Annotated in this window: 26 protein-coding genes, 1 tRNA gene and 8 pseudogenes; 19 read left to right on the plus strand and 16 right to left on the minus strand. The window is 36.0% G+C overall.

The genetic code is table 11. The features are described from left to right. The first annotated feature begins 431 nt into the window (after positions 1 to 431). The 4 genes and pseudogenes from MCY_RS02815 to MCY_RS02825 all read left to right on the plus strand — a co-directional run bounded on the left by MCY_RS02815 (position 432) and on the right by MCY_RS02825 (position 2,494). Positions 432 to 815 (plus strand): restriction endonuclease, encoded by a 384-nt coding sequence (locus tag MCY_RS02815; RefSeq protein WP_007346856.1) that lies wholly within the window; start codon positions 432 to 434, stop codon positions 813 to 815. 10 nt (positions 816 to 825) lie between these two features. After that, positions 826 to 2,011 (plus strand): annotated as a pseudogene (locus MCY_RS02820) (N-6 DNA methylase); the annotation flags it as partial. Positions 2,012 to 2,091: 80 nt separating this feature from the next. Further along, positions 2,092 to 2,223: a hypothetical protein gene (locus MCY_RS10170; protein WP_019224542.1), complete on the plus strand. Its 132-nt coding sequence runs from the start codon at positions 2,092 to 2,094 to the stop codon at positions 2,221 to 2,223. Between the two features lie 66 nt (positions 2,224 to 2,289). Next, positions 2,290 to 2,494 (plus strand): annotated as a pseudogene (locus MCY_RS02825) (helix-turn-helix transcriptional regulator). Positions 2,495 to 2,592: 98 nt separating this feature from the next. On the opposite strand, the gene MCY_RS02830 reads toward MCY_RS02825, so the two are convergent. After that, positions 2,593 to 2,668, minus strand: a tRNA-Thr gene (locus tag MCY_RS02830). A 463-nt stretch (positions 2,669 to 3,131) separates the two neighbouring features. Here MCY_RS02830 and MCY_RS09045 point away from each other — a divergent pair. Beyond that, positions 3,132 to 3,266 (plus strand): SlyX family protein, encoded by a 135-nt coding sequence (locus MCY_RS09045; protein WP_007346859.1) that lies wholly within the window; start codon positions 3,132 to 3,134, stop codon positions 3,264 to 3,266. Between the two features lie 500 nt (positions 3,267 to 3,766). On the opposite strand, the gene MCY_RS02835 is transcribed toward MCY_RS09045, so the two are convergent. Beyond that, positions 3,767 to 4,156: a hypothetical protein gene (locus MCY_RS02835; protein ID WP_019224541.1), complete on the minus strand. Its 390-nt coding sequence runs from the start codon at positions 4,154 to 4,156 to the stop codon at positions 3,767 to 3,769. 163 nt (positions 4,157 to 4,319) lie between these two features. On the opposite strand from MCY_RS02835, the gene MCY_RS02840 reads away from it, so the two are divergent. From MCY_RS02840 to MCY_RS02860, 5 genes and pseudogenes are all read left to right on the plus strand, one after another. Next, complete coding sequence (locus MCY_RS02840; RefSeq protein ID WP_162829352.1) at positions 4,320 to 5,750, plus strand: amino acid permease; 1,431 nt, start codon at positions 4,320 to 4,322, stop codon at positions 5,748 to 5,750. A gap of 40 nt (positions 5,751 to 5,790) precedes the next feature. Continuing rightward, positions 5,791 to 6,471 (plus strand): energy-coupling factor ABC transporter ATP-binding protein, encoded by a 681-nt coding sequence (locus MCY_RS02845; protein WP_007346862.1) that lies wholly within the window; start codon positions 5,791 to 5,793, stop codon positions 6,469 to 6,471. After that, positions 6,468 to 7,095: pseudogene (locus MCY_RS02850) on the plus strand (energy-coupling factor transporter transmembrane component T family protein). The gene MCY_RS02845 and the pseudogene MCY_RS02850 overlap by 4 nt, the downstream one beginning before the upstream one ends. Positions 7,096 to 7,121: 26 nt before the next feature. Then, entirely contained in the window at positions 7,122 to 7,673 is a 552-nt protein-coding gene (locus tag MCY_RS02855; protein WP_007346864.1) for a biotin transporter BioY, read from the plus strand. Positions 7,674 to 8,054: 381 nt separating this feature from the next. Continuing rightward, positions 8,055 to 8,360: a hypothetical protein gene (locus MCY_RS02860; RefSeq protein WP_007346865.1), complete on the plus strand. Its 306-nt coding sequence runs from the start codon at positions 8,055 to 8,057 to the stop codon at positions 8,358 to 8,360. Between the two features lie 1,359 nt (positions 8,361 to 9,719). On the opposite strand, the pseudogene MCY_RS02865 reads toward MCY_RS02860, so the two are convergent. From MCY_RS02865 to MCY_RS02880, 4 genes and pseudogenes are all read right to left on the minus strand, one after another. Then, a pseudogene (locus tag MCY_RS02865) lies at positions 9,720 to 9,956 on the minus strand (baseplate J/gp47 family protein); the annotation flags it as partial. Beyond that, positions 9,953 to 10,294, minus strand: coding sequence for a GPW/gp25 family protein (locus MCY_RS02870; RefSeq protein WP_007346867.1), 342 nt, complete (start codon positions 10,292 to 10,294; stop codon positions 9,953 to 9,955). The gene MCY_RS02870 and the pseudogene MCY_RS02865, both read right to left, overlap by 4 nt. Further along, positions 10,291 to 10,983 (minus strand): phage baseplate assembly protein V, encoded by a 693-nt coding sequence (locus MCY_RS02875; protein WP_019224538.1) that lies wholly within the window; start codon positions 10,981 to 10,983, stop codon positions 10,291 to 10,293. Before MCY_RS02875 ends, MCY_RS02870 begins: the two co-directional genes overlap by 4 nt. Next, positions 10,964 to 11,506: a hypothetical protein gene (locus tag MCY_RS02880; RefSeq protein WP_007346869.1), complete on the minus strand. Its 543-nt coding sequence runs from the start codon at positions 11,504 to 11,506 to the stop codon at positions 10,964 to 10,966. Before MCY_RS02880 ends, MCY_RS02875 begins: the two co-directional genes overlap by 20 nt. A gap of 49 nt (positions 11,507 to 11,555) precedes the next feature. Between MCY_RS02880 and MCY_RS02885 the strand changes: the two genes are divergently transcribed. The 4 genes and pseudogenes from MCY_RS02885 (at position 11,556) to MCY_RS02900 (ending at position 12,793) form a co-directional block, all read left to right on the plus strand. Then, the gene (locus MCY_RS02885; RefSeq protein ID WP_007346870.1) at positions 11,556 to 11,828 is read left to right on the plus strand and encodes a toxin HicA; all 273 of its coding nucleotides are present in this window, start codon (positions 11,556 to 11,558) and stop codon (positions 11,826 to 11,828) included. Next, positions 11,818 to 12,135 (plus strand): type II toxin-antitoxin system HicB family antitoxin, encoded by a 318-nt coding sequence (locus MCY_RS02890; protein ID WP_007346871.1) that lies wholly within the window; start codon positions 11,818 to 11,820, stop codon positions 12,133 to 12,135. The genes MCY_RS02885 and MCY_RS02890 overlap by 11 nt, the downstream gene beginning before the upstream one ends. 72 nt (positions 12,136 to 12,207) lie before the next feature. Continuing rightward, positions 12,208 to 12,490: pseudogene (locus MCY_RS10220) on the plus strand (type II toxin-antitoxin system RelE/ParE family toxin). Between the two features lie 15 nt (positions 12,491 to 12,505). Beyond that, entirely contained in the window at positions 12,506 to 12,793 is a 288-nt protein-coding gene (locus tag MCY_RS02900; protein ID WP_007346872.1) for a HigA family addiction module antitoxin, read from the plus strand. Between the two features lie 42 nt (positions 12,794 to 12,835). Here MCY_RS02900 and MCY_RS02905 read toward each other — a convergent pair whose 3' ends face one another. The 3 genes from MCY_RS02905 to MCY_RS02915 all read right to left on the minus strand — a co-directional run bounded on the left by MCY_RS02905 (position 12,836) and on the right by MCY_RS02915 (position 14,703). Then, on the minus strand, positions 12,836 to 13,114 hold the full coding sequence (locus MCY_RS02905) for a hypothetical protein (protein WP_019224534.1): 279 nt from the start codon (positions 13,112 to 13,114) through the stop codon (positions 12,836 to 12,838). Then, on the minus strand, positions 13,111 to 13,749 hold the full coding sequence (locus tag MCY_RS02910) for a phage antirepressor KilAC domain-containing protein (protein ID WP_244427362.1): 639 nt from the start codon (positions 13,747 to 13,749) through the stop codon (positions 13,111 to 13,113). Before MCY_RS02910 ends, MCY_RS02905 begins: the two co-directional genes overlap by 4 nt. A gap of 363 nt (positions 13,750 to 14,112) precedes the next feature. Further along, positions 14,113 to 14,703 carry an antA/AntB antirepressor family protein gene (locus MCY_RS02915; protein WP_007346876.1) on the minus strand — a complete coding sequence of 197 codons (591 nt, stop codon included), beginning with the start codon at positions 14,701 to 14,703 and terminating at the stop codon, positions 14,113 to 14,115. Positions 14,704 to 15,077: 374 nt separating this feature from the next. Between MCY_RS02915 and MCY_RS02920 the strand changes: the two genes are divergently transcribed. Continuing rightward, on the plus strand, positions 15,078 to 16,160 hold the full coding sequence (locus MCY_RS02920; RefSeq protein WP_007346877.1) for a hypothetical protein: 1,083 nt from the start codon (positions 15,078 to 15,080) through the stop codon (positions 16,158 to 16,160). 27 nt (positions 16,161 to 16,187) lie between these two features. Here the strand turns inward: MCY_RS02920 and MCY_RS02925 are convergent, their stop codons facing one another. From MCY_RS02925 to MCY_RS02950, 6 genes and pseudogenes are all read right to left on the minus strand, one after another. Further along, a complete protein-coding gene (locus MCY_RS02925; RefSeq protein WP_007346878.1) occupies positions 16,188 to 16,544 on the minus strand; it encodes a head-tail joining protein in 357 nt (118 codons plus the stop codon). A 1-nt stretch (position 16,545) separates the two neighbouring features. Next, positions 16,546 to 17,622: a major capsid protein gene (locus MCY_RS02930; RefSeq protein ID WP_007346879.1), complete on the minus strand. Its 1,077-nt coding sequence runs from the start codon at positions 17,620 to 17,622 to the stop codon at positions 16,546 to 16,548. Positions 17,623 to 17,634: 12 nt separating this feature from the next. Then, a complete protein-coding gene (locus tag MCY_RS02935) occupies positions 17,635 to 18,003 on the minus strand; it encodes a head decoration protein (RefSeq protein ID WP_007346880.1) in 369 nt (122 codons plus the stop codon). After that, positions 18,000 to 18,380, minus strand: a complete 381-nt coding sequence (locus MCY_RS02940; RefSeq protein WP_244832535.1) for a hypothetical protein — start codon at positions 18,378 to 18,380, stop codon at positions 18,000 to 18,002. Before MCY_RS02940 ends, MCY_RS02935 begins: the two co-directional genes overlap by 4 nt. Further along, entirely contained in the window at positions 18,263 to 19,327 is a 1,065-nt protein-coding gene (locus MCY_RS02945; RefSeq protein WP_007346881.1) for a S49 family peptidase, read from the minus strand. The genes MCY_RS02940 and MCY_RS02945 overlap by 118 nt, the downstream gene beginning before the upstream one ends. Beyond that, a pseudogene (locus tag MCY_RS02950) lies at positions 19,317 to 19,841 on the minus strand (phage portal protein); the annotation flags it as partial. The pseudogene MCY_RS02950 and the gene MCY_RS02945, both read right to left, overlap by 11 nt. Between MCY_RS02950 and ssb the strand changes: the two are divergent. Both ssb and MCY_RS02960 read left to right on the plus strand, forming a co-directional pair. Next, positions 19,835 to 20,158, plus strand: a pseudogene (gene ssb, locus MCY_RS02955) (single-stranded DNA-binding protein); the annotation flags it as partial. The pseudogenes MCY_RS02950 and ssb sit on opposite strands and share 7 nt — an antisense overlap. A 48-nt stretch (positions 20,159 to 20,206) precedes the next feature. Then, positions 20,207 to 20,704 (plus strand): hypothetical protein, encoded by a 498-nt coding sequence (locus MCY_RS02960; RefSeq protein WP_007346884.1) that lies wholly within the window; start codon positions 20,207 to 20,209, stop codon positions 20,702 to 20,704. Between the two features lie 3 nt (positions 20,705 to 20,707). Here MCY_RS02960 and MCY_RS02965 read toward each other — a convergent pair whose 3' ends face one another. Beyond that, positions 20,708 to 21,166 carry a hypothetical protein gene (locus tag MCY_RS02965; RefSeq protein ID WP_019224530.1) on the minus strand — a complete coding sequence of 153 codons (459 nt, stop codon included), beginning with the start codon at positions 21,164 to 21,166 and terminating at the stop codon, positions 20,708 to 20,710. A gap of 209 nt (positions 21,167 to 21,375) precedes the next feature. Here MCY_RS02965 and MCY_RS02970 point away from each other — a divergent pair, with 209 nt between their 5' ends. Both MCY_RS02970 and MCY_RS02975 read left to right on the plus strand, forming a co-directional pair. Then, positions 21,376 to 21,708 carry a hypothetical protein gene (locus MCY_RS02970; RefSeq protein WP_007346886.1) on the plus strand — a complete coding sequence of 111 codons (333 nt, stop codon included), beginning with the start codon at positions 21,376 to 21,378 and terminating at the stop codon, positions 21,706 to 21,708. Further along, positions 21,689 to 22,273: pseudogene (locus MCY_RS02975) on the plus strand (phage terminase large subunit); the annotation flags it as partial. The gene MCY_RS02970 and the pseudogene MCY_RS02975, both read left to right, overlap by 20 nt. Positions 22,274 to 23,010 lie beyond the last annotated feature (737 nt).

Genomic DNA, 23,010 nt, shown 5'->3' on the forward strand with positions numbered 1-23,010 from the left:
ACCTCGTGTCATGGGTTGTGAATAAGCAGCCTTTAAAACCCCTTTTGAAAAAAATATTGGTTTTTTAGTACTTTTTCTCATTTTTATCGTCATTCATTCAAGTAAATTAGAATTAGAAAATGTATCAAAACATTTATTTTAATGCTTTAATATTTTTTAAATACATATTGTGTTAATCACATTTAACGATTGGAATGAACAAACAACAGTAATATGTGGATGTGATATGTATAGAAAACTAAATTATCTTATTGAATTTATTGGTATTATTATAATTATAACAGCGTTTATTTTTACAGGTACGCTATTATTAACTCCCGTGTAGATTTAGCATTTTTTCACTATTAACTCAAAATGGATTTTATAGGCTTCATTCTGATTCTTTTGATGATTATTGATCATCTCATAAGGCAAGGGATTTTTATTACAATATGCTGCAATCTATTAAGTCTGATAATGAACACGTCACTTTACACTCTCTGTTGGAATATTATCGGCAAAAAGCTAAATCTCCCCGTGAATTAGGAACATTATTTGAAAACCTGGTCATGGATTATTTGATGCATGATCCGCTTCAAAAGCAAGAATACGAAAAGGTTCAAACCTATTATGAATGGGCGAAAGAGCATGATGAAGATGGAACGGATATTGGCATTGATCTAGTGGCTACAATCCGTGATGAAGGGGGATATGCGGCTATTCAATGTAAATGCTATGACGCCTCTCACATAATTAAAAAAGAAGATATTGATAGTTTTATCGCTGCATGGACAAACAAGCTTCAACTTTATGGCGGCATTTCCTCGTGCTCTTAGAACGGTTCTTCTGCAAGAGGAAGCCATTGAGATGTTAGCGCAACATCTTGTCACGCGTCCGGTGTTTGAAGCCTTGTTTGAGGGCAATGAATTTGTCCAGAACAATGCCATTTCGCAAGCCATGGAAAGGATCTTAACAGAACTTGATAAAACGAATATCGAGAAAGAATCCAAGGAATTACAAGAGTTTTATAACAGTGTAAGGCTTCGTGCCTCAGGGATTACCTCTCCTTTAGCAAGGCAAAATCTTATTATCAAACTTTATGAAAGCTTTTTTGCCAAGGCCTTTAAGAAAACAACGGATAGGCTTGGGATTGTTTATACGCCCGTTGAGGTTGTTGATTTTATCATTCATTCTGTTGATGATGTGTTGCGCAATGAATTTGGCAAAAGCTTGGGGTCACGGGGTGTTTCTATCCTTGATCCTTTCACGGGAACAGGAACTTTTATCACAAGGCTATTACAATCCAATCTCATCAAACTAGAGGATATGGAATATAAATTCCGTCATGATATCCATGCCAATGAGATTGTTTTGCTAGCCTATTACATAGCAGCGATTAACATTGAATCGACGTATCATAGTTTGATGAAAGGTGAGTATATCCCTTTTAAGCATATTGGTTTAACCGATACATTCCGGATGCTTGAAGAGAAGAATCTGCTGCAAAAATTATTTAAAGAAAACAGTGAATATTTAGAACATCAGAAAAATCTAAATATCAAAGTAATTTTTGGCAATCCCCCTTATTCGGTAGGACAAAAGAATGAAAATGATAATGCGAAGAATACTCCCTATCCGATATTAGATGATCGCATTCGTGAAACCTATGCTACTCAATCCAAAGTAACGAATATACGAGCGCTTTATGATAGTTATATACGTGCCATTCGCTGGGCGAGTGACCGTATTGATAATGCTGGAGTAATCGGCTTTGTTTCTGGTTCTGGTTATATAAAAGTCAACAATGGATGGATTACGAAAATCTTTAGCCAAAGAGTTTACGAGTATTTATGTTCTCAATTTGAGGGGTGATCTTCGTAAAAATATGTTAAGCAATGGAGCTGCTCAAGAAGGAGAGAATGTTTTTGGCAATGGTAGTATGACGGACATTGCGGTAACCTTGTTTATCAAAAATCCCAATGCTTCTGGAGGTTGTAAAATTTACTATCATGATATTGGTAATAAATTAACGATGAGTTTTGTTTCAGGTTCATATAAATAACATTTTTGTATTCTTCGTATGAGAAGCGTTTTGTGGAGCGTTCGGATTCAATGGTATTACCTTTGTTTAGCGTTGTATTGACTATGTTTCAGCGGTATCTTAGGCAAATCAATCAAGTTGTTGAAATCTTTTTAGGAGCAGTAGCACAAGTGATGCAAAAGATTTTGACAAAAGCTTCTTGAAATTATGATGGTTTTCTTCCTCCCACATCTCCACCCATTTAAGTAACATAATAGCAAAGTCATGAGATGATATTTGATGATGGTGATAGATATGCAACAATCCGTGAATGTGCTCAGCTTTTTAGCGTATTGACAACAACGATTCGCAATTGGGTGCTTCAAGGAGAGTTTTCTCAACCTTATAAACTAGGGATACCAGTAAGATGGAAGAAAAAAAGAGATCTTACCATTCACTCCAAAGAAAAATACGGAGCAAATAACAACAAATTAAGTAAAATTGTATAAACCACAAGAGGTAGTTTAAAAGGTGATCTAAAAAACAACTAATCAAATAAAAAATCATATATTTCAATATGCTTGATAAAAAAGTGGTGCCGCATGCCGGATCCGAACCAGCGACCCCATCATTACGAATGATGTGCTCTACCAACTGAGCTAATGCGGCATAGATTTGTAAGTCAATGAGACAAGATTAATTTGAGGTTAATAGCTAAAAGTACGTATAAAAGCAAGTATGCATTTTTTCAGTAATTTATAAGATATGAGAATAACTTGAAGGAGAAGGGAAGGTATGTAAAAAATCAAGAGGTGGCAGTATTCTTTGATCTTAATGGTATAAAATTTTTTCAATTCACGATAGCACTCAAATTAAGAAGTTGGTAATGTAAATCTTTAGGATAGAAAATGCTGTTAATATCTCTTAGTAAAGATAAAAACTTTTTCTGATTCTTAAGAAAAGAAGATTGTTGAATAAGTGCTTAGAAACATAAAGATCATCATAAACCTTTATTGATATGAAAATAGGATAAGAGAAATTCGTTGAAAAGTTGATTTTCATTTTTATAGGAAGGAAAAGGCGAGGATTAATAAAATTAATCACGTTTTTTATTTAAGATGGAGTAGGAATCATGTCAGATGAAAATCGGCTGCTAGAACTAGAAATAAAGTTAGCTTACCAAGAAAAATTTATTGAAAAGCTTTCTCATGTAGTAACTAATCCATGGAAAAGTTTGGATGATATATCTAAAAAATCGGTGTTTTAACGAGACGATTTTCAGATTAGAGGAACGAAGCGTCACTAAAGTTGTTATTTTACCATTTTCAGTATGAAGAATACTTCTAAAGGCCTTTTGGTATTGCCTTTTATTTGTTAGATACAATAGTGCACATACCACTATGAAGGAGAAACCATTAGATGTGCTTTATCATAATTGCAATTATTAACAGACTAAATCTCCATCTAATGCAATTTTTTAGACATATAAAATAGTTTTTGTAAATTTTCTCATTAATTTCAAAAAATTTCAATTTTATAAGTAATGTGCCGATATTGGAAGACACTTTTTATATATAATTTCTAGGAGTGGAATTAAGAAAGTTTTTGGTAACGTATAAGGCAGCAGCTATAGAAAAATATAAACACTCTAAATATATTTTAATTTCTCTGTGCAGAGTCTTCTTATAGGTGGAATAAGAAGTTAGATTTATTCGTTAATCTGATGATTAAGTGATGTTCAGCTGTTTTGATAGAATGAGGGGCATTCTAAGCTCCATTGGTTGTGTATAATACAGTGTTTCTAGAAGCTTTTTCAAGATTAAATGTATTCTTCGTTATATGTATATGCTTTTTGTGGAAAGGCTTTTGTTTTTCGTAATTTAAGATACAAAATACTATTGCTAAAGTACCAAAAATAGACCACGCCGGTAAATAAGTAAAAGTAATGCAAATTGAGGATAGAAAATCAGGCATTATCTTGCAGAAAGATTGATTAAGGCTATCGATATCTGTTTGCAGAAGGTTTACTAAAATTTTATTAAAGGGAGTTGTTGTCCAGTGTGATGTGATCACAGAGTGCGCGTTATCAATGACCAGTACTATAATGGTTAGTGTAACAAAAATAAAGGTCATTAATTTAAATAAAGGACGGAGCATATTTTTTCTTAAAAACTTTAACGAGACATACATATAATACACAAAAAAATAAAGAGTTGCATTATCACAAGAAAATAGGTTTATGTTTGTTTTATGTTTTTTGAAAAAGGTGCGTAATTTTTTTGATAAAAGCTGCGGTTAGGTTCAACAAAAGTAATGGGGCATGATGTTTGAAAAAAAGCACAATGAATTAAAACGTAATCTTCAAAATCGCCATATTCAAATGATTGCTTTAGGAGGCGTTATTGGAACAGGCCTTTTTTATGGTTCAACAGAATCTATAAAATTGGCTGGTCCTTCGGTTATTTTAGCGTATCTTTTCGGAGGACTTATTATTTATTTCATCATGCGTATGCTTGGTGAAATGTCAGTAGAAGAGCCAACATCAGGTGCTTTTAGTTTTTTTGCTTATAAATATTGGGGGAGTTTAGCAGGCTTTATAACAGGTTGGAATTATTGGTTTCTTTATATTCTTGTCAGTATGACTGAACTTACAGTGATTGGATTTTATTTAGATCATTGGGTTTTGATTGATCATTGGAAATCGTCTTTTTTTGTTCTTTTATGTGTGACATTGATCAATTTGTTGAATGTTCGTTTTTACGGCGAATTTGAGTTTAGTTTAGCTTTGATTAAAGTCGCAGCCGTTGTTGGTATGATTGTTTTTGGGATTTTTCTTATTGTCACTGGCATAGGTGGATATCAAGTAGGCATTCATCGTTTTTGGGATCATGGTGGTTTTTTTCCTTATGGGATAGAGGGTGTTATTTTAGCGACGTGTGTGGTGATGTTTTCTTTTGGAGGAACAGAGCTGATTGGTGTTGCTGCTGGAGAAGTATCAAGTCCAAGAAAAGCAATACCTATAGCTATTCGTAAGGTCATGTGGAGAATTATAATCTTTTATGTTGGTTCTATTAGTGTTATTATGATGATCACTCCATGGAATATGATTGAAAGAAATGGCAGTCCTTTTGTGACAATTTTTGATATGATAGGAATTCCGGCAGCGGGGCATATTTTGAATTTTGTGGTTATTATGGCTGCTATTTCAGTTTATAATAGTGGTATTTATTCTAATGGTCGTATGCTTTACAGTTTAGCTATACAAAAAAATGCACCACATATTTTTAGTAAACTTAATTCTGCACACGTGCCTTATGTTGCTATCTTATTTTCATCACTCTGTACAGCGATGATAATCATCGTTAATGCTCTTATTCCCAATAATAGTTTTATGCGGATCATGGCTCTTGCTACAGCCGCAGCGATTATTACTTGGGCCATTATTGTTATCGTTCATTTGAAGTTTCGAAAAGCCCATCAGAATAAAAAAGAGACATTTATTTATGAGTTTGGTTTATATCCTTACGCTAACTATCTTTGCTTATGTTTTCTTTCTTTATTATTTTGTATAATGTTTATAAGCGGTTTTGGGCAAAATGGATTCATGGCTCAACTTTTAGGGATGATAGGAATAAAGGCATATTTTCTAGAGTCATATGTTCTTGTGCAAATGCCCGATATGAGTTTGGCAGCCATTATTATTCCTCTATGGTGCTTGTTGTTATTTTTAGGTTATAAATTGAAATGGTAGCGAAAAAAGAGCTAATAAAAGGGATTGATTGGAATAAATCTTGGGGATTATAAAATTTGATAAGGTTACACAAGTTTTTGGTGACTTGTGTGTTTTAAGGGATATTACTATACAACTTACTGAAAGACGCATTGCCATTATTGGTGCAAATGGTTCTGGAAAAAGTACATTTGTTCGTCTTATTAATGGTCTCCAGTTACCATCTCATGGTTTTGTAAGTGTTGATGGGCTTGATACTAAACGCGATGCAAAAGCAGTAAAGCGTAAAGTTGGATTTGTTTTTCAAAATCCTGATAATCAGATTGTTTTACCATTAGTTGAAGAGGATTTATCCTTTGGTCTTAAAAATTTAAAGCTTAATAAAGATGAAATTAAGAAACGTGTAGATGAAATTTTGCAGCGCTATGAGCTTGAATCTTTTAGAAATCATGCTGTTCATTTATTAAGTGGTGGGCAAAAGCAACTTATTGCGATTTCCAGTGTAGTTGCAATGAAACCAGATTACATTATTTTTGATGAGCCGACGACATTACTTGATTTGCGCAATAAGCATCGTGTTACGCAAGTGATAGAAGAATTACCACAAACAGCAATTGTTGTATCGCATGATTTGGAGTTTTTGCAAAAGTTTGATAGAGTACTTGTTTTTGATAAGGGGGAAATAGCAATTGATGATGTACCTTTTGTTGCTATCAAGGAGTATATAAAAAGAATGTCATGATCGGTTTATATATTCCAAAGGATACAATTATTCATAGGCTTAGTCCTAGAGTTAAGTTATTGTTTCTTACGCTGTGTGGAACTTTTATAATAATGGTTTCTTCCATAGCTCTTCTTGGGCTATTTTTATTATTTGTAATCTTATTCTATAGAGTTGCCAAGGTTTCTTTCAAAACTGTGATAAAGCAGTTTCAGTCGATGTGGTTGCTTTTAGTTCTTCTATTTATGTTTCAAATTATTTTTGGTAGTTGGCTTACGGGAGTTGAGGTCATATTGCATCTTGTTATCCTCTTTTCTTTATCGTCACTTATTTCATTCACAACAAAAGTTTCAGATATGGTAAATGCAATTGAAGCATGGCTTCAGCCCTTTCGTTGTTTTGGTATAAATCCATCAAAAGTGAGCATGGTTATCTCTATGGCAATCAGGTTTATTCCTCTTTTGAGTGAAAAGTTTAATGAAGTACACGAGGCTCAGAAAGCACGGGGACTTAATACTAACTTTGTCGCTCTTACGATACCTTTAATTATACGAACAATAAGAATGGCTTCAGATGTGGCGGAAGCATTAGAAGCGCGTTCTTATGATTGCTGATACTATTTATACAGCATCTCATAATCATTAACGTTTTTATAGTGAAAGAGGAAACAAATGAATACAAAAGATTTAGTTTATATTGCTTTATTTGCTGCTATTTATGCTATTTTGGGCCTCTTTCCTTCTATTTATCTTCCTTTTCTTTTAGGAGTGCCAATTACAGCTCAGTCTATGGCTCCGATGTTAGCAGGATCTATACTTGGGGCGAAAAGGGGTGCTTTAGCTTCGCTTCTTTTTCTTGTTCTTGTTGCGATTGGACTGCCGCTGTTGCCTGGTGGTCGTGGTGGAATTAGTGTTTTTTTAGGAGTTACGAGTGGTTATCTAATCAGTTTTCCATTTGCTGCATTTTTTATTGGCTTTATGGTTGAGTTATTTTGGAAACAATTAAATTTTATACTATTGTTCTTAATAAATACTGTGGGTGGCATTGGGATTGTCTATGCTTTTGGTATTCCATGGGTAGCTTATATGACTCAGGTCCCTTTGCTAATAGTTTTAATAAGTTCATTAGGTTTTTTGGTTAGTGGTTTTTTGAAAGTGTTGATTGCATCCTTTGTAGCATTTACCATTAAAAAGTCTGTTCCTCTTATACATCCAAAAAAATAATAGTTTTTACTTTGAATAAAGTTTTTTATTGCATTGCATGAGAAATATAGAATACAAATAGTAGCAAAATAAATTATTTTTATATTATTTATTTTATAATTAATATAATAATATTTAAAAATTTTGTTCATAAATTATACATATCTATTTTAAGATCTATATAATATATAAAAATTAATACAAACTATTATTAAATGATAATTATCAATATTAAATAATTTTTCATATAAAATAATATTATCTTTCAATTTATGTATATATTTTAATAGTTTATTAAATAAAATTTATAAATAAAAAATATTTTAAATATAATATAGACACAAAAATAGAATTATGTTAATTTCATTATGAATATTTATTAATTGAGGTAGATTATAAAAAATGACTATAAAATATTTATTTGCTATATGTGCTATATTATTAATTTTTTTATCTGTTGTGAAGGCATCTGAATGTCCAGTTTATCAAAAAGAAGCATATTTTACTTCTATTCCTACTATTTCTTCGTCAAATTTATTTATCAGTAAAGAGAGTTATTATTTATTAAATAAAGTTATTTTACCAGCTCATCCTGGTAATCATACTATACTTTGGAAAAATATAGTATTTCTTTTTCAAAAAGCAAAACGTGTGTATACTAATTTAGGAATATATTTATATTATTCAATATTTTCCATATTCAAATAGTAGCTTATTTAATTTTTGGGAGAAGAAATTTTATCATCAATATATAAATGATAATATATGTATATATAAACAATAAATAAATTATATACATTAATATTTTAAGCATTTTATATATTGTAGCAGTAGATTATTACATTATATAATCGTTCAAGGCTGCATTAATTGAATTTTTATAATTGGCTTAAAAAAATACTAATATTTTTTTAAAATAATGAAAGTAATTAGTTTATTTGCAATAGTTATTTTTAAACTTTGCACCGATTGATGGTTTAATTTTTACCTCATTAAGAAAGTAGTGTAAGTTATATATTTGAGAGAAGATTTGTAAGCCTTTTAATTTTTAAAAGGCAGATTCGATATAGTATCAAAAAACACAATAAAATCAATAGTTTGTTTGTAATTATTTTATATGAGTCCATTTAAGAATCCATATTTTTATGCATGTTTCATTTGACCATTTTTTATAGAAGATTGCCATCTATGAATAGACCATAAAGAGCAAATTATGATGTAAATATTATAACGCATGTAAACGTTCAAATGAAATGAAAAGCAGTTATCATTCATAATAGTTTATAAATTTTATAATACGTTTTTATCATAGTACAAATCACATTGTTAAAAATTTAGTCGTTTGGAATTATCGATAACATAAATCGCATACGTTTAAAGATTATATCTTGTTTTAAAGATTGGTTTGTTAATCACATGATAAAAACATAAAATTATAGTTTTCAAAATTGAGAAGCGCAAAAACTAAAGAGTGTTATAGCAATATTAGATCATTCTATAAGAGGGTAATCGTTTGAAACTGTTATAAGGTAAATTGTATCAAAAGATACGTATTTATAGAAAATAGAGATCATATAATTTTTCCCAAAATTGGGAAAAACCTTTAAAATGGCATTAAAGAAATTAACAGTTTGAAGCAGTCATAAGCTTATAGGTTTAATTCATAAAGATTGCATAAAAGGATTTAAAGACACGATTGATTTTATAACCACGGTATTTTTTTACCGAGGTAGGAAATAACCAGATAATGAAATTCAAAGCGTTATATCTTATGAAATCAAAAGTCTTTTAATGAATATATTGCAGGCTAGTCTTTAAGAACGGAATTATTCGCTTCCACAAAAAAATGGAGACAAATAATACCATAGCAGTAAAATACTATTTTACCTTAGATATGATACTAAAAAACGTTTTAAAAGTTACCATTTAAAAGCACAGAGCACGAATATAGAACGATTAATTTGCAAAGCAAGTTCTGTTTAAAAGAAACTTATGAAAGCCTTTCTAAATGAACGTTTAAACGTTTGAAACATAAATGAGATCTTTATAAGAAACGTTTGAAACGAAAGCATCAAGGGATTCACCGGTGGCAAAATTAAGAATATTATTGCGTGCTGCCTCGTTGATACGCTGTCTTAAAAGCAATTCTCGATAGCTAAAAGCCTCTATGACTTTTACGGCTGGATCACTTTCCAAAAATGTATAATTAGGTAAAAGCTCTTTTAAATGGGTCAGAACAGCAGCGCGGATTTCCTCAAAAGAAAGTTCTGTAATAATTTCGGGTTTTGCAAGCGCTTTACTCATTTTATCAATAATCCTTCCATGGTGATGGGCTTGCCTGATGGTAAATAAATGCCTTCAAAGGATAGCGAAACTTGTCCGGCTTCAAGCATTTTAAAATCAATCTTTTTCAGTTTAAAACGCGGTTCCCACTTGTCTAAAGCCTCAGCAATGGCGGCATAAAGAGCAACAGAAAAGTTGCTGTTAACCGGTGTATCAATGAGCTCAGCAAGGAGTGAACCGTAGTCACGACGCATCACCCGGGTGCCAATCCGTGTTGACAAGATGTCAATAATCGACTGTCGCAAATGCTCTATGCCGACCAATGGTTTGCCTGTTGTGCGGTCCATTCCACTGTTCAATTTGGACCTCCCGTCATGGAGCCACCAGGGTAAACACCCCCATGAACATGGGTTGCTCCTACATTGGTGCCATTATGCTTTAATTTCCTTGAATGAATGGAAACCTCATTGTTGCTTGAATGAAGAGAAACATCTTTCTGCGAATTGAGTGAAATATTACCCTCTGCTTTTATAGAAATATTGCCCTTTGCCTTTAAATTCAGATCACGTTCTGAGATGATTTTTATGCCATCCGGTGCACTAAGCTCTAGCTTACCTCTATCCCCTTTGAGTGACACACCATCAGAGATTGTCAGGATAAATTTTCCACCCGACTTTATATTAAGTGCATAGGTGTTTTGTTCATCATCATATTCAAGGCTGGTACCATCGGGATAAAGTGTTTTATGGATATTGCCTTTGTCGGCTACTTGGTTAACATCGGTATGAATAGAGCCAACAATCACCCCTTGAGATAAATCGCCTGATGATGAAACAACAACCACTTGCTCTCCAACATCGCGCCCTTCATAAGAGCGTGTTTTACCGGCGCGGGCTTGGGTATCTGGAATCCAGTCACTGATAAGACCTCCAGTTTTTACTCGATAGCGTGCGTTTTTATGGTCGACATGGCTAATTTTCCCCACCACAACCATATTGGCTATGCGTCTCTTTAAATCAGTGATCTCTTTATTGCGTCGCTCTAACATGGTCATCTTCAATTTTATGGTATTTTTCCTCATTTCCTACACCTGTTTCTGGTGCAAAACCGACAAGAGGTTCAACAGCTACTTCGATTGCATTTCCTTCATCAGGGCAGGGGATATTGGTTAGGTAAGTCACGTCAAAGGTTAAAATTGCACCATGGAGCGCTAGAGCGCCATTATCACCAAAGGCAAAAGCAATATTTTGCAGGCGGCATGTCTCAACGGTGTTGTTAAGATTGGGATTGGCATGGAAAATCTCTTCAACTTCCCACGCTAATTGGTCAACAAAACGCGCGCCATCTTCACATGTTGCATAGCATTCAACATCTACTGTTAAAACACGCCGCCTTAAGCCAAAATCATGTCCATCTTCAATGGTTTCACTTTGCGTTGAGATATTAATGGCTGGCATTGCTTCAATAAATAAGTTGAAGTCACGCATATTGAAAACATTGTCACCAGCCGCTGTTTTTGCTGCCTTTATCAACGCAGCAAATGTTTTCCTTATCGTTTCTCGGGGGGACATGGGGGCTCCTGTTCAATTAAGTGTATAAAGTGATTGACTAGGATTAATAATGATACTATTATTGGTTATGAGTAATAAAGTTGAAAAAATGATCAGCTTGATGAAAGCATCACCAAAGAACGTTAAGTTTTCGGATTTGTTAGCTGTATGTGTCTATTTCTTTGGAGAACCGCGGAACAATGGTACAAGCCACTTTGTTTTTAAAACACCGTGGCTTGGTGATCCTCGTGTGAATATTCAAAAAGATTCTGGCAATAAGGCAAAAGCCTATCAGGTTAAACAAGTCTTACAAGCGATAGAAAGGATGAAACATGAACAATAATCATTATACATATCGTGTTTTGTGGTCGCAAGAAGATGAGGAATATGTCGGATTATGTGCAGAATTCCCATCCCTTTCATGGTTAGACGCTCAAGCAGAGAAAGCTTTAAAAGGCATTATGGATCTCGTTTCAGAGGTTGTTGAGGATATGCAACACAACGGAGAAGAAGTTCCCTTGCCTTTGTCACATGGTAAATATAGTGGTAAGTTTCAATTAAGAATTCCACCAGAACTTCATAGAAAACTCGCAATTCAAGCCGCCGAAAATGGTGTAAGTTTAAATAGATATATTTCTTCTAAACTGTAATTTTCCTTTTGATAAAATGCTTGATTGATATAAGTGCATGGTGTATAGTATCAAGTACCAAAAGGTAAGTGTATGGCAATCGTTAGTTTTAAGCATAAAGGATTAAAGTTGTTTTTTTGAAACAGGATCGCATAAGGGTATACAGTCCGCACATGCTAAAAAATTAGCAAATATTTTGGTAATTTTAGATACAATATCCTCACCTGAACAAGTAACAATTAAATCATATCGTCTACATGCACTTACTGGCGATTTAAAAGGTTATTGGTCGATGCGTGTAAGTGCCAATTGGCGCGTTACCTTTCGTTTTATTGGAACAGATATTGGACTTGTTGATTATCAAGATTATCATTAATTTTAAGGTGTTATGATGATGTACAACCCTCCACACCCCGGTGGCATTTTAAGAGAAGAGTTGCTGGATACGCTAGGATTAACGGTAACAGAAGCAGCTAATCGTCTTGGTGTTGCACGTTTAACTTTATCACGTGTTTTAAACTGTAATGCAGCAATTAGCATTAACCTAGCCTTACGTTTGGAGATGGCTGGTTTAAATGATGCGGAATTCTGGCTTAAATTGCAACAGAAGCATGATCTTTGGCAAGCACGGCATAATAATCCGATTTCGTATATTGCACCTTTAGAAGCAGCCTCTTAACCCCCTCCCCATTTTGAGAACGGAGAGGGGCATATTTTTTACTTAAGCAACCTTTCTAACAGGGCTCTCGAAATTTGGTTCATAAGTGCGCAACAAAGAGTCCATGCTATGCGGTAACTCTGAATCGCCAAAATCTGTTAGAACTGTTAAGATTTTAAGTATACTTGGCATCTCATCTTGAAGTTTTAAAATTAAAGCTTTTTCTATTACACTCATAGTATCAACCAGAGTAGTGCAATCTTTATCATTCATATTTTCATCTCTAGAAAATTGAGATAATGCCAACCACAAATCGCATAAGAAGTTAATATCTATCTTCATTGCACACCCCCAAAGATTTGTTCTCTCAAACATGCCAATCCTCTGGATGTGATTTTCGTTGAAGGGAGTACCTTCTCTGTACCATCCGGTCTTTGAATGGTGATGGCAGGGCAGTCCATGAATCCTTTCTTGATTTTATCCTGATAAGGTAATAGAGGCGCCCCTGGAGCCCGCCGATAGACCCAATCATTTTTACGTAAGTAATCGGTTAAATCTTTTGGTCGTATCTCTAACATTTTTGCAGCTTCGATGAGACCAAACAATCCATCAGAGCGTTTTAAACCTTCCAAAGCCTCTGCTTTTGGCTTGAGTGTACTCACCTCATTTCTTAAGTCTTCTAATTGATTGATACTCTCTAAAAGGAGCTGTTTAATCGTAAGAGGATTTTCCAAAACATTGGCAAGATCTACTTGCGGTGTTGCTACTTGTTTTGCACGTTTTTCACATTCTATAAAATATAAACGAGCTTCTCTACCTTTCTTATTATTCTCAAGCATAGAGAGCTCTTTGGCTACACTTAAGGTGAGGTGATATTCTTTAGAGGGACGACCACCTTGGAGGTTTTTCCCAAAATTGGGAAAAACTATATAATCTCTGTTTTCGACAAAATTATATTTGTTAATGCGTTCAGTAATTCAGTCTGCAAACTTTTTACCTACTCCTAAAAACGTATGTAAATCACGTGCATTTACTGTCTGAATCGCATCGCCATCAATGACTTGTTCCGTAATTTCTATAGGATTGTTCATTATGAACTCCTATTGGTTAGATGTTTTTGATTGACACTTCAAAAGAGTGCCGGGTGCTCAAAAACACGGCCAATAGTCCGTCGTTATGCTTTCCCCATAAGGGTATTGTATAGCACAACCACACCCGACAAGATCTTTATATGCTACCACATATAATGAGTCAAAATCTTTAATGTTCAGAAGATTGATTATTTCGGCAATCAATCCGCTAGGGATTTAAGGCGTTTTTGAGGTACCTAATTCGATTATTCATATTGTTGCCACATTATCAAATAGAAAATGAGACAAGTTATAAAAATAATCGGTTAAATCCTTTGGTCGTACCTCCAACATCTTTGCTGCTTCAATAAGACCAAACAATCCATCAGAACGTTTTAAGCCTTCCAAAGCTTCTGCTTTTGGCTTGAGTGTACTCACCTCATTTCTTAAGTCTTCTAATTGATTGATACTCTCTAAAAGGAGCTGTTTAATCGTCAGAGGATTTTCCAAAACATTGGCAAGATCTACTTGCGGTGTTGCTACTTGTTTTGCACGTCTTTCACATTCGATAAAGTATAAACGAGCTTCATGTCCTTTATCATTCCTCTCTATCATGGAAAGATGTTTAGCCATGTCTAAGGTAATGTGGTATTCTATGCTTGGGCGCCCACCTTTTTCTAAATTTTTAGAAAAACCTATAAAGTCTATATTTTCTCGAAAATTACATTCTTTAATGCGATTTTTAATCCAGTCTGCAAACTTTGATGTAATTTCCAAAAATGCGTGCAAATCACGTGCATTAACAGTTTGAACAGTTTCCCGATCAATAACCTGTTCTGATATTTCTATAAGTGTGTTCATAATGAATTCCTTGGTAATAGAGGTTTTTGATTGACACTCTATGAAGAGCGCCGGGTGCTCAAAAACACGGTACCAAGTCCGTCGTTATGCTTTCCCCGAAAGGGTATTGTATAGCATAACCACACCCGACAAGATCTTTATATGCTACCACATATAATGAGTCAAAATCTTTAATGTTCAGAAGATTGATTATTTCGGCAATCAATCCGCTTGGTATTTAAGGCGTTTTTGAGGCACCTGACTCGACTATTCACATCCTTATGATGATGTCAAGCATTAATATCACTTTTTTCTAAAAATGATAAGCTATCTTTACTTTATTTATCGACTCACTTTAAAATCCCTCTCCTTTTATTTATAGCGGAGGGGGAGTAATGCGCGACGTACTTGATACAATTGCGATTATTGTATGGTTGTTATCTTTACCAATTATTATCACTGGGATCGTTTTCGTATGTAGAAAAAAATGGCGCAAAATGGGGTTAAAGACTCTTGGTGTTGGTGCTCTATTATTTGTCAGTGCTCCAATAGTAGGTGTTTCTGTACAGAAAGACAAACCAGGTCAAGTTGTACATAATAATGAAGTTGTTACCCTCTCTTCGACTTCGTCAATAGATGTTGCTACTCAAGATGAAAGCATGGCTCAGGCACCAGTTGAGAATACTGATAAGCAAATCATGCCCACTCAAGACAATAAATCAGATGAAAATAATGGATTAGGTTTTTGGGGATGGTTTTGGTTAATTTTCTTTGCATTTTTTGCGTTTTCCATTTTCGCTTATTGGCAAGATAAACGCAAAAAACGCTTTAAAGAGAAAGTTTCAGAACAGGCTTCAATGTCTCTCCCTCCTGCACATCCTTCTTCTGATTTCTCAGTCGTTAATAAAACATCTCCAGCATTTAAAAACGAACGATTGGAAAATGGGATCAAGATTTTTCTCCTTTGTGCTCTATTGATTGGGGGCACAGTAGCAATAATAAGTATTTCACCATGGTTATTAATAGCCATTATTATTGTTTCACTTTTGGGAATCGCTGTCCATTTTGAAAATAAAAATGTAAAGCTTTTTGAAGAACAAGTTGCGATGTTGCAACCAGATATTCCTCCCTCTAATTTTTTGGAGGCGTGTGAAATGTTTCAAGAACTTGATGCAAGTGAATATGATTATCGTTTAGCGCGTAATGAAAAATTGTTGGGAGTTCAAGAACGCGTTTCCTTTGATATTAGTAAAAAGACCACACTTTGGGGACGTCTTTTGGTTACAGATCAAGCCATTGTATTTGAAAGCCCTGAAAGGAATGAAAGGACTACTTGGACACGAATTGCATCAGTAGCTATAACATACAAAGGATGCCAAGTTAGTCGCCGTACCGGCATTCCGTGGAATTACCAATTCACTGCTTTTTCAAGCCCAAGATTTACAGCAGTAATCCGAGCTCTTGGGCGGCCTTATTGATTTTTAAACACACCACACAAAGATGTTTCATTGTTTTAGCTCCCGCAAGATAAGTTTGTACATACCGGATTCAGAGGCTTGGACATCTGTGACCACGAATTGCTCTTGAGAAGAGGGGGCTTTGTTGTTTTCAGGAGAGATGATCACAATACTATCTTGAAGTTTTGGTGGTATTCCCCCGATATCATTGATACAAACATCAAGTTCCTTTTTTGCGATTGTCGTGGGGATTCTGCCACCAGCCTCCGATTCTGAATGCTTAATGGTGTAAATTGCTGTAATTTGAAACGATTGTTGATTATCCTTTCGCGTGTAGATGACGGATTGCCCAAAGGTGTTGCACACGTCTTGAATCATTTGGTTTAGCAACCCGTGCCATCGCATGTTATTTTCCTCCACTGACCGCTTTAAAGAGCATTTCAGGACGCGTGCAAATATAAAGCGGATAGCTGTATACCTCCGGTTTTACCCATGCATTACGGTCGTTATCAACGATCAACATGGTGTAGAGCGGTTTTCCAACGGTGTTGGCAAAATCCAAACTTTCTCCAGGAGAAAAGGTTTTTTGAAACACTCCCGGTGCATTGGCGGGCAAGAATTGACATTCATCAGGCTTAATGCCTATGGCGCGCTTTGTTCCAGCCTTCGCACTCACATTATAGTTGTGAATACTCCGGTAATTAATGAAAGTCACACCTGCAAAGTCAAAACTGCCAAAGCTCCCAGAGCCAATTGAACTTGGTGTTGCAATACCTCCAGCACTATTCAACGTTTGTGCAAGAGCTGTGTTGAGATAAGTCTCACGAATTGTTTTATGGTTTTTCAATTTGGAGAAAAATTCATTTCCACAAAGCCCAATAATGCGTGAACGATCAGAAAACGCTCCCTTTGAAGCTTCAATCATTTTCATAATGACTTGATCAACATGGTCCGCAACATTGGTTGTCTCATTATTTAATTTAAAGTCAATCGGCTTTGGAGGTGTAATTTCCCATTCCTTGTACCAATCGACAATAACAGAGCCATCGGCATCAAGTACCACCCCTTGAACAGCGCCAAGTTGCATGTTTTCCCATGTCAATTCGATTTCAGAAATCAGTTTCTTTTGTTTTCTGGCAATATATTTCATTGCTGTCTCGAGTTGATCTTCTGTCCCAAATTCACGCCGGTTCTGGATTTCCTCTGATTTCACCGTGTCACTTTTGGCAATGCGTGTTGTTTTGAAAAACCGAAGATTACGTCCATCTCTATCACCTTCTGCCAAGGGGGCGCCACGTTCACTGGTTTGAATCAAGGACAATGTATTGTCACGTCTTTCAATACCAACCACTGTGGTGCTTGTTTCCACTTCCTCAAAAAGATCAAGAGAACTAATAAGGCCCGGTTGAAACTCATAGTTTTCAATCGCTTTCATCATTGTGGTGGCAGAGAAAGCGTCGTGTTTAAAAAAATTCATATCCATGTGCGCATTCTCCTATCGCAATAAAATATTGTTATGGTCTTCGAGAGACTGAATGGCAGCACTTTTTTGTTCATCTGTAATGGCATCTGGCCATAGCAGTTCAGAAGCTTTTACAGTGCATAAGCGTGCTGTCATCACGGCACGTTGATCGGCTTGAGAGGCATCAACAGTGGCAAAAGAAATCCCAGCAGGGATTTGACTGCCATCTGATGCTGCTGGATTAAGGGGGGCATATTTTTGTGATGCTGTAATTTTCCCCATGACAGTTCCAGCTTCAATGAATGCTCCTGATGCAAAAACCACTTCTTCATTTGACATATCCGGATCGTAGGGTCCAAGATAAGCGCCATTGCGTACGTCTTCATAAAAAACTTGACTCATTTTATTGCCCTCCAAGCTGTTTCCCATTTTGCATAAATTTTTTCCTTGCTCGTCCCATCCCTATGGGGAGCTATGGTTGATAGTTTTAAAGATGCGCTTTTCGAGACAGCGGCGGTTAACACAACATTTTTTGCTTTCTCAACACTCATGCCGCTTTTAATGGCTTTTGCTGCATCAAAAGAAACGCCTAAGCGTTTTGCTTGCCTTTCAAGGTTTGTCAGTGCCTCGCCACGTTTTCTTTCCTTTTCAAGAGCAGCTTTTACGCTTTCCTGTTTATCTTCGTCCTCATCTTCGTCTTCGTTTTCCTCTTCTTCGTCGAAGTCTTGAGTGTCTTCGTCAATGTCATTATCATTTTCGTCCTCTTCGTCCTCATTGATGACGTCGACAATTTTTTCATCATCTTCTTCGGCGCGGTATAGGGTGCGTGCCATGTGTTTTTTCCTTTTTTTGTTGCTGTTGGGGTTTGTGATATGGAATCCGTTAAGGCTTCCAAAGCTTGCGCAAGGGTGCCCTGTGCATCTGCTAATCCAAGCTCTAAGGCTTGGGTGCCTATAAAAGTTTCTGTTTTTGTGTCACGAATTGCGTCCGCACTCAGAGGTCTGTTTTTTGCAACCCAATCGACAAACATTTCGTAGAGCAGGGCGCAATCGGCTTGCATTTTTATCTGTGCTGTATCGCTCAAGGGTTCGTGAGGATTGCCATGCGTTTTGTGATCACCTTCAAAAACAAAGGTCCATTTAAGCCCCTGTTTCTCATCTGCACGAGATTGGTCAAGATGGGCGCAAACAACCCCAATAGAGCCTACAACACTCGTGCGTGCAACCCAGATTTGAGAAGCTGAACAAGCAATGGCATAAGCCGCCGAGCAAGCAAATTCATTGGCATGCGCCCAAATGGGTTTATTGTATTGTTTTGAGAGGGTTTGAAACTCTTCAACCAAATCAAAGATACCACCGGCTTCTCCTCCACCACTGTCAATATCGAGTAAGACGGCATGAACATCAGGTTGTGCAATGGCTTCACGAAAAGAAGCCCTTAACCCTTCATAAGAAGTCAATCCCGATAAAGCTCCAAGCCATGCACCGCGGCGTACAAGCGTGCCATGAACGGGTATTATGGCAATATTGTTTTGCACCACATAGGTTTCTGGTGGTCTGAAAGCTTCTGTATTCTCTTGCGAATAAGCTTCAATAGGAAACTTTTCACTTGCAAAAAGGCGTGGGGCAAGAGCATTGAGAATAATATCAAGCTTTGTGGAGGCAAGCATGTGTGGAACCCCAAAAAGCCGTGATGCCAAAAACGGCATGTCAAGATTATTCACCATTTTTATGTGCTTTACTGTCTTGGTTACTTTCATAACTCTCAGAAGAGTCTGAATCTTCATCATCAATCGCTTGATTTTCACCAGAAGGTGCTGCCATATCCGTGTCAAAAGATAAGCCGCGCGCGCGAGCGTCTGTATGCTCTTCCTCAAGTTCGGCATGAATGCTGTCGATATCAAAGCCCCGTTCAGCAAGAGCCATACGTCGTGTTTTCAAGCCAGCACGGATTTCTTCTTTTTCCGCTGAGATATCTTTAATAGGATCAATCATTTCAAGCGGGGGCGCAAAGCTTTCACATTGAAGCCATGGCAAGGGATTTTCTTCCCATCCAGGTAAATTCAAGCATCCAGCGAGAACTGACATTTCAACAAAGCGCTCCCAAACAACGCGGTTAAACTGAAAGGCAATGATATGTTCACGCCATTGTTTGACATGTCGTCTAAACTGAATGATAGAAGTGCGCACATTAGAAAAGTTGCCACGCGTAACGTCTCCAGTGACAACGGCATAAGGCAGCTAATAAAAAAATAGACAAAACAGAATGGCATTCCATTGTGGTGTTTAATCCACATTTAGCAAAAATAGCGCTTCAGTATCTCAATAAAGGCAGCAAAGTTTATATAGAGGGGCAGCTTCAAACGCGTAAATGGCAAGATAAAAACGGTATTGATCGTTTTGTAACAGAAGTCATTTTGCCTAAGTACAAAGGCGACTTAAAGCTCTTAGATGGCAAAAATGATGATAATCAAGAGCAATCATCCCCTTATGACAAAAGCTTTCAGAGACCTTTTGATACACCCCATACCATTATGAATGATGGTGTTCCTTTTTAAACAGAAGGCGGTGTTGTGAAAAGAAATAAAAAGAGGGGACGCCCTAAAATGACAGGGCAGCTAAGAGAAGCCAATGGTCGTATCTCACGTGCAAAATTACCTCGTGAAGCTGCTAATCAATTGGCAATAGAAATACGTGCAAAACGCTTCGGTTTAACACTACAAGAGGCAAAAAATCCACTTTCTGGGTCTTATATAGGTCGGCTTTGTTTGCAAGGTGTACTCACTCAAGAGCATTATGACGTTGCGCAACAGTATTTACAGATAAGAAATAATTACCTTTGTGCAAAGGGCTTGCCTAATGCAATTTATGACGAAATGCCGTCATCTGCTGATGATAAAGCAAGAGACAAATGGGTAGCATTCGCAACAGAGCAGTTTATCAACATGCAAGAGGCACTAAAAGAAGCCCAATGCCTCTATAGACAGTACAATCTTCACGCTGCGCTACAGTACCTCGTTATAGAAGATCAAATGCTACCACACCTTGTGAATTCATTGCGCGTTGCTCTTAATGTGCTTCAAAAGTATTTTTACAAAAAATAACTATCAATAGAATATGAAGGGAATGGCAATAACAGCTAAGGCGGTCATTATTGTAAATAAAAACGCAGGAATCTTTAATCTAAATCGCCAGAGTATGTTAATCGGAAGAGACATGATGGTGATTATTATAAAGCCTATTATGAAGCATTGTATTATCTGAGATTTTATCCGAGCTTTTTTGAAACGACGTTCCAATATTTCATTATAACTGTCTTCACCTATACCAACTAGTTTATACTTTCTAGCCCATTCTGGAAGAAGTGATTTATCATAATCTGTCTCTGGAATACATTTAATAAAAGAAGATGGATTTTGTACATCACGAAAAACAGCAATTTGCCCATTTGGGCATGGATGTTCCGAAGAAACATGTTTTGCTAATGATTGACTACTTATATAGCTAGTGAATAAGATACTCATTATTCCGGATAAGGCAATTTTCTTTAAATACGATAATAACATCAGATTTTATCTTTTTTTCATTGTTGCATCTTCGCTTCATACAGATTTTCTTTGAAGTTATCAATATGTGTTATTTTTATGTTGACAAAGTGTAGCAAATCGTATTTAATGACGTTACTGTATTTAGGCGTATTGTGTCTAGAGAGGGTTAAGTACAGTCCAAAATCCCCGCAAATGCGGGGTTTTTTATTATCGGGAGGGTGTATTTTATGACATCACAAAATACAGAGCAGGCTCCACAACTTAAAAAAAAGTGGATACCACCTAAGGCAGGAATGGGGCGGGTTAAAGGCGTGCCTAATAAGATGACCCGTATTTTAAAAGAGGCAGTAGTGAGGGCTGCAGAGAATGCTAGAAATAAAATTGGCAATGAGGGATTGATCTCTTATTTAGAAAAACAGGCTATGGAATGCCCTGCGGCTTATTTAGCGTTGCTTGGTAAGGTGTTGCCTTTACAGGTAACAGGTGAAGATGGGGGCGCGATTAAGATCATAGGGCGTGTAGAGATTGCTCCTTTAGTGAATGACGACAAGACAGATTAAGATTGTACCAAAGCTTATACCGATGTTTGCAGGTAAAGCAGTGGTACGCGCGGCTTGGGGTGGACGAGGCTCTGGTAAAACAAGATCCTTTGCCTTGATGGCTGCTTTAAAAGGCTATCAATTTGGCATGCAGGGGATATCTGGTACCATTCTTTGTGCACGTCAGTTTCAAAATTCTTTGGCAGAGAGTTCATTGGAGGAGATTAAGCGCGCCATTGAAGATCATGATTTTTTAAGGGAATATTACAAAGTTGGAGAGGCTTCGATTAAATCAAATGATGGTCGTATAGCCTTTCAGTTTTCTGGTCTGGACCGCAATATTGCCAGTATCAAATCGATGGGTCGTATTTTGCTTTGTTGGGTTGATGAGGCAGAGCCTGTAACAGAGACAGCTTGGCAGACGCTTATTCCAACGTTACGTGAAGAGGGAGAGGGGTGGCGTGCAGAGTTGTGGGTGACATGGAACCCATTGCGAGATAATGCACCGGTTGAAAGGCGGTTTCGCTTTTCAGACAATGAAGCTATTAAGCGTGTAGAGATCAACTGGTCAGATAATGTAAGATATAATATCAAAAAATACAATAAAGTCAATAGTTTGTTTGTAATTATTTTATATGAGTCCACTTAAGAATCCACATTTTTATGCATGTTTCATTTGACCATTTTTTATATAAGATTGCCATGTATGAATAGACCATAAAAAGAAAATCATGACGTAAATATTATAACGCATGGGGGCATTCAAATGAAATGAAAAGCAGATATCATTCATAACAGTTTATAAATTTTATGATACGTTTTTATCATAGCACAAATCACATTGTTTAAAAATTTAGTTGTTTGAAATTATAGATAACATAAATTGTATACGTTTAAAGAATGGTATGAGTTTTGCTCTTTTTTGAGCGAAACCTTCAAAGGAATAATCGTTTGAAACGGTCATAAGCTTATGGGTTTATTCGTAAAGATTGCACAAAGGATTTAAAGAGAAGATTGATTTTATAACCACGGTATTTTTTTACTGAGGTAGGAAATAAAGGTAATGAAGTTCAAAACGTTATATCTTATGAAATGAAAAGCCTTTTAATGAATATAGTGCATAGCTAGTTTTGAAGAACGGAACTATTCGCTTCCATAAAAAAATGGAGGCGGCTAATACATAGCAGTAAAATACTATTTTACCTTAGATATGATACTAAAAAACGTTTTAAAAGTTACCATTTAAAAGCACAGAGCACAAATATAGAACGATTAATTTGCAAAGAAGTTATGTTTGAGTACAAAATAAAAAGATGCTTATGA

Source organism: Bartonella rattimassiliensis 15908 (assembly GCF_000278215.1).
Lineage (GTDB): Bacteria > Pseudomonadota > Alphaproteobacteria > Rhizobiales > Rhizobiaceae > Bartonella > Bartonella rattimassiliensis.

Excerpts from the sequence above, each read along its gene's own strand:
- MCY_RS10170 (WP_019224542.1), top strand. The coding sequence starts at position 2,092 with ATGGTATTACCTTTGTTTAGCGTTGTATTGACTATGTTTCAGCGGTAT.
- MCY_RS02935 (WP_007346880.1), bottom strand. The coding sequence starts at position 18,003 with ATGAGTCAAGTTTTTTATGAAGACGTACGCAATGGCGCTTATCTTGGA.
- MCY_RS02875 (WP_019224538.1), bottom strand. The coding sequence starts at position 10,983 with ATGTTAGAGCGACGCAATAAAGAGATCACTGATTTAAAGAGACGCATA.
- MCY_RS02960 (WP_007346884.1), top strand. The coding sequence starts at position 20,207 with ATGACAGGGCAGCTAAGAGAAGCCAATGGTCGTATCTCACGTGCAAAA.
- MCY_RS02900 (WP_007346872.1), top strand. The coding sequence starts at position 12,506 with ATGATGTACAACCCTCCACACCCCGGTGGCATTTTAAGAGAAGAGTTG.
- MCY_RS09045 (WP_007346859.1), top strand. The coding sequence starts at position 3,132 with ATGTCAGATGAAAATCGGCTGCTAGAACTAGAAATAAAGTTAGCTTAC.
- MCY_RS02890 (WP_007346871.1), top strand. The coding sequence starts at position 11,818 with ATGAACAATAATCATTATACATATCGTGTTTTGTGGTCGCAAGAAGAT.
- MCY_RS02930 (WP_007346879.1), bottom strand. The coding sequence starts at position 17,622 with ATGGATATGAATTTTTTTAAACACGACGCTTTCTCTGCCACCACAATG.
- MCY_RS02965 (WP_019224530.1), bottom strand. The coding sequence starts at position 21,166 with ATGTTATTATCGTATTTAAAGAAAATTGCCTTATCCGGAATAATGAGT.
- MCY_RS02915 (WP_007346876.1), bottom strand. The coding sequence starts at position 14,703 with ATGAACACACTTATAGAAATATCAGAACAGGTTATTGATCGGGAAACT.
- MCY_RS02885 (WP_007346870.1), top strand. The coding sequence starts at position 11,556 with ATGATACTATTATTGGTTATGAGTAATAAAGTTGAAAAAATGATCAGC.
- MCY_RS02835 (WP_019224541.1), bottom strand. The coding sequence starts at position 4,156 with ATGCTCCGTCCTTTATTTAAATTAATGACCTTTATTTTTGTTACACTA.
- MCY_RS02860 (WP_007346865.1), top strand. The coding sequence starts at position 8,055 with ATGACTATAAAATATTTATTTGCTATATGTGCTATATTATTAATTTTT.
- MCY_RS02945 (WP_007346881.1), bottom strand. The coding sequence starts at position 19,327 with ATGGTGAATAATCTTGACATGCCGTTTTTGGCATCACGGCTTTTTGGG.
- MCY_RS02920 (WP_007346877.1), top strand. The coding sequence starts at position 15,078 with ATGCGCGACGTACTTGATACAATTGCGATTATTGTATGGTTGTTATCT.
- MCY_RS02905 (WP_019224534.1), bottom strand. The coding sequence starts at position 13,114 with ATGAAGATAGATATTAACTTCTTATGCGATTTGTGGTTGGCATTATCT.
- MCY_RS02855 (WP_007346864.1), top strand. The coding sequence starts at position 7,122 with ATGAATACAAAAGATTTAGTTTATATTGCTTTATTTGCTGCTATTTAT.
- MCY_RS02840 (WP_162829352.1), top strand. The coding sequence starts at position 4,320 with ATGATGTTTGAAAAAAAGCACAATGAATTAAAACGTAATCTTCAAAAT.
- MCY_RS02925 (WP_007346878.1), bottom strand. The coding sequence starts at position 16,544 with ATGCGATGGCACGGGTTGCTAAACCAAATGATTCAAGACGTGTGCAAC.
- MCY_RS02880 (WP_007346869.1), bottom strand. The coding sequence starts at position 11,506 with ATGTCCCCCCGAGAAACGATAAGGAAAACATTTGCTGCGTTGATAAAG.
- MCY_RS02815 (WP_007346856.1), top strand. The coding sequence starts at position 432 with ATGCTGCAATCTATTAAGTCTGATAATGAACACGTCACTTTACACTCT.
- MCY_RS02970 (WP_007346886.1), top strand. The coding sequence starts at position 21,376 with ATGACATCACAAAATACAGAGCAGGCTCCACAACTTAAAAAAAAGTGG.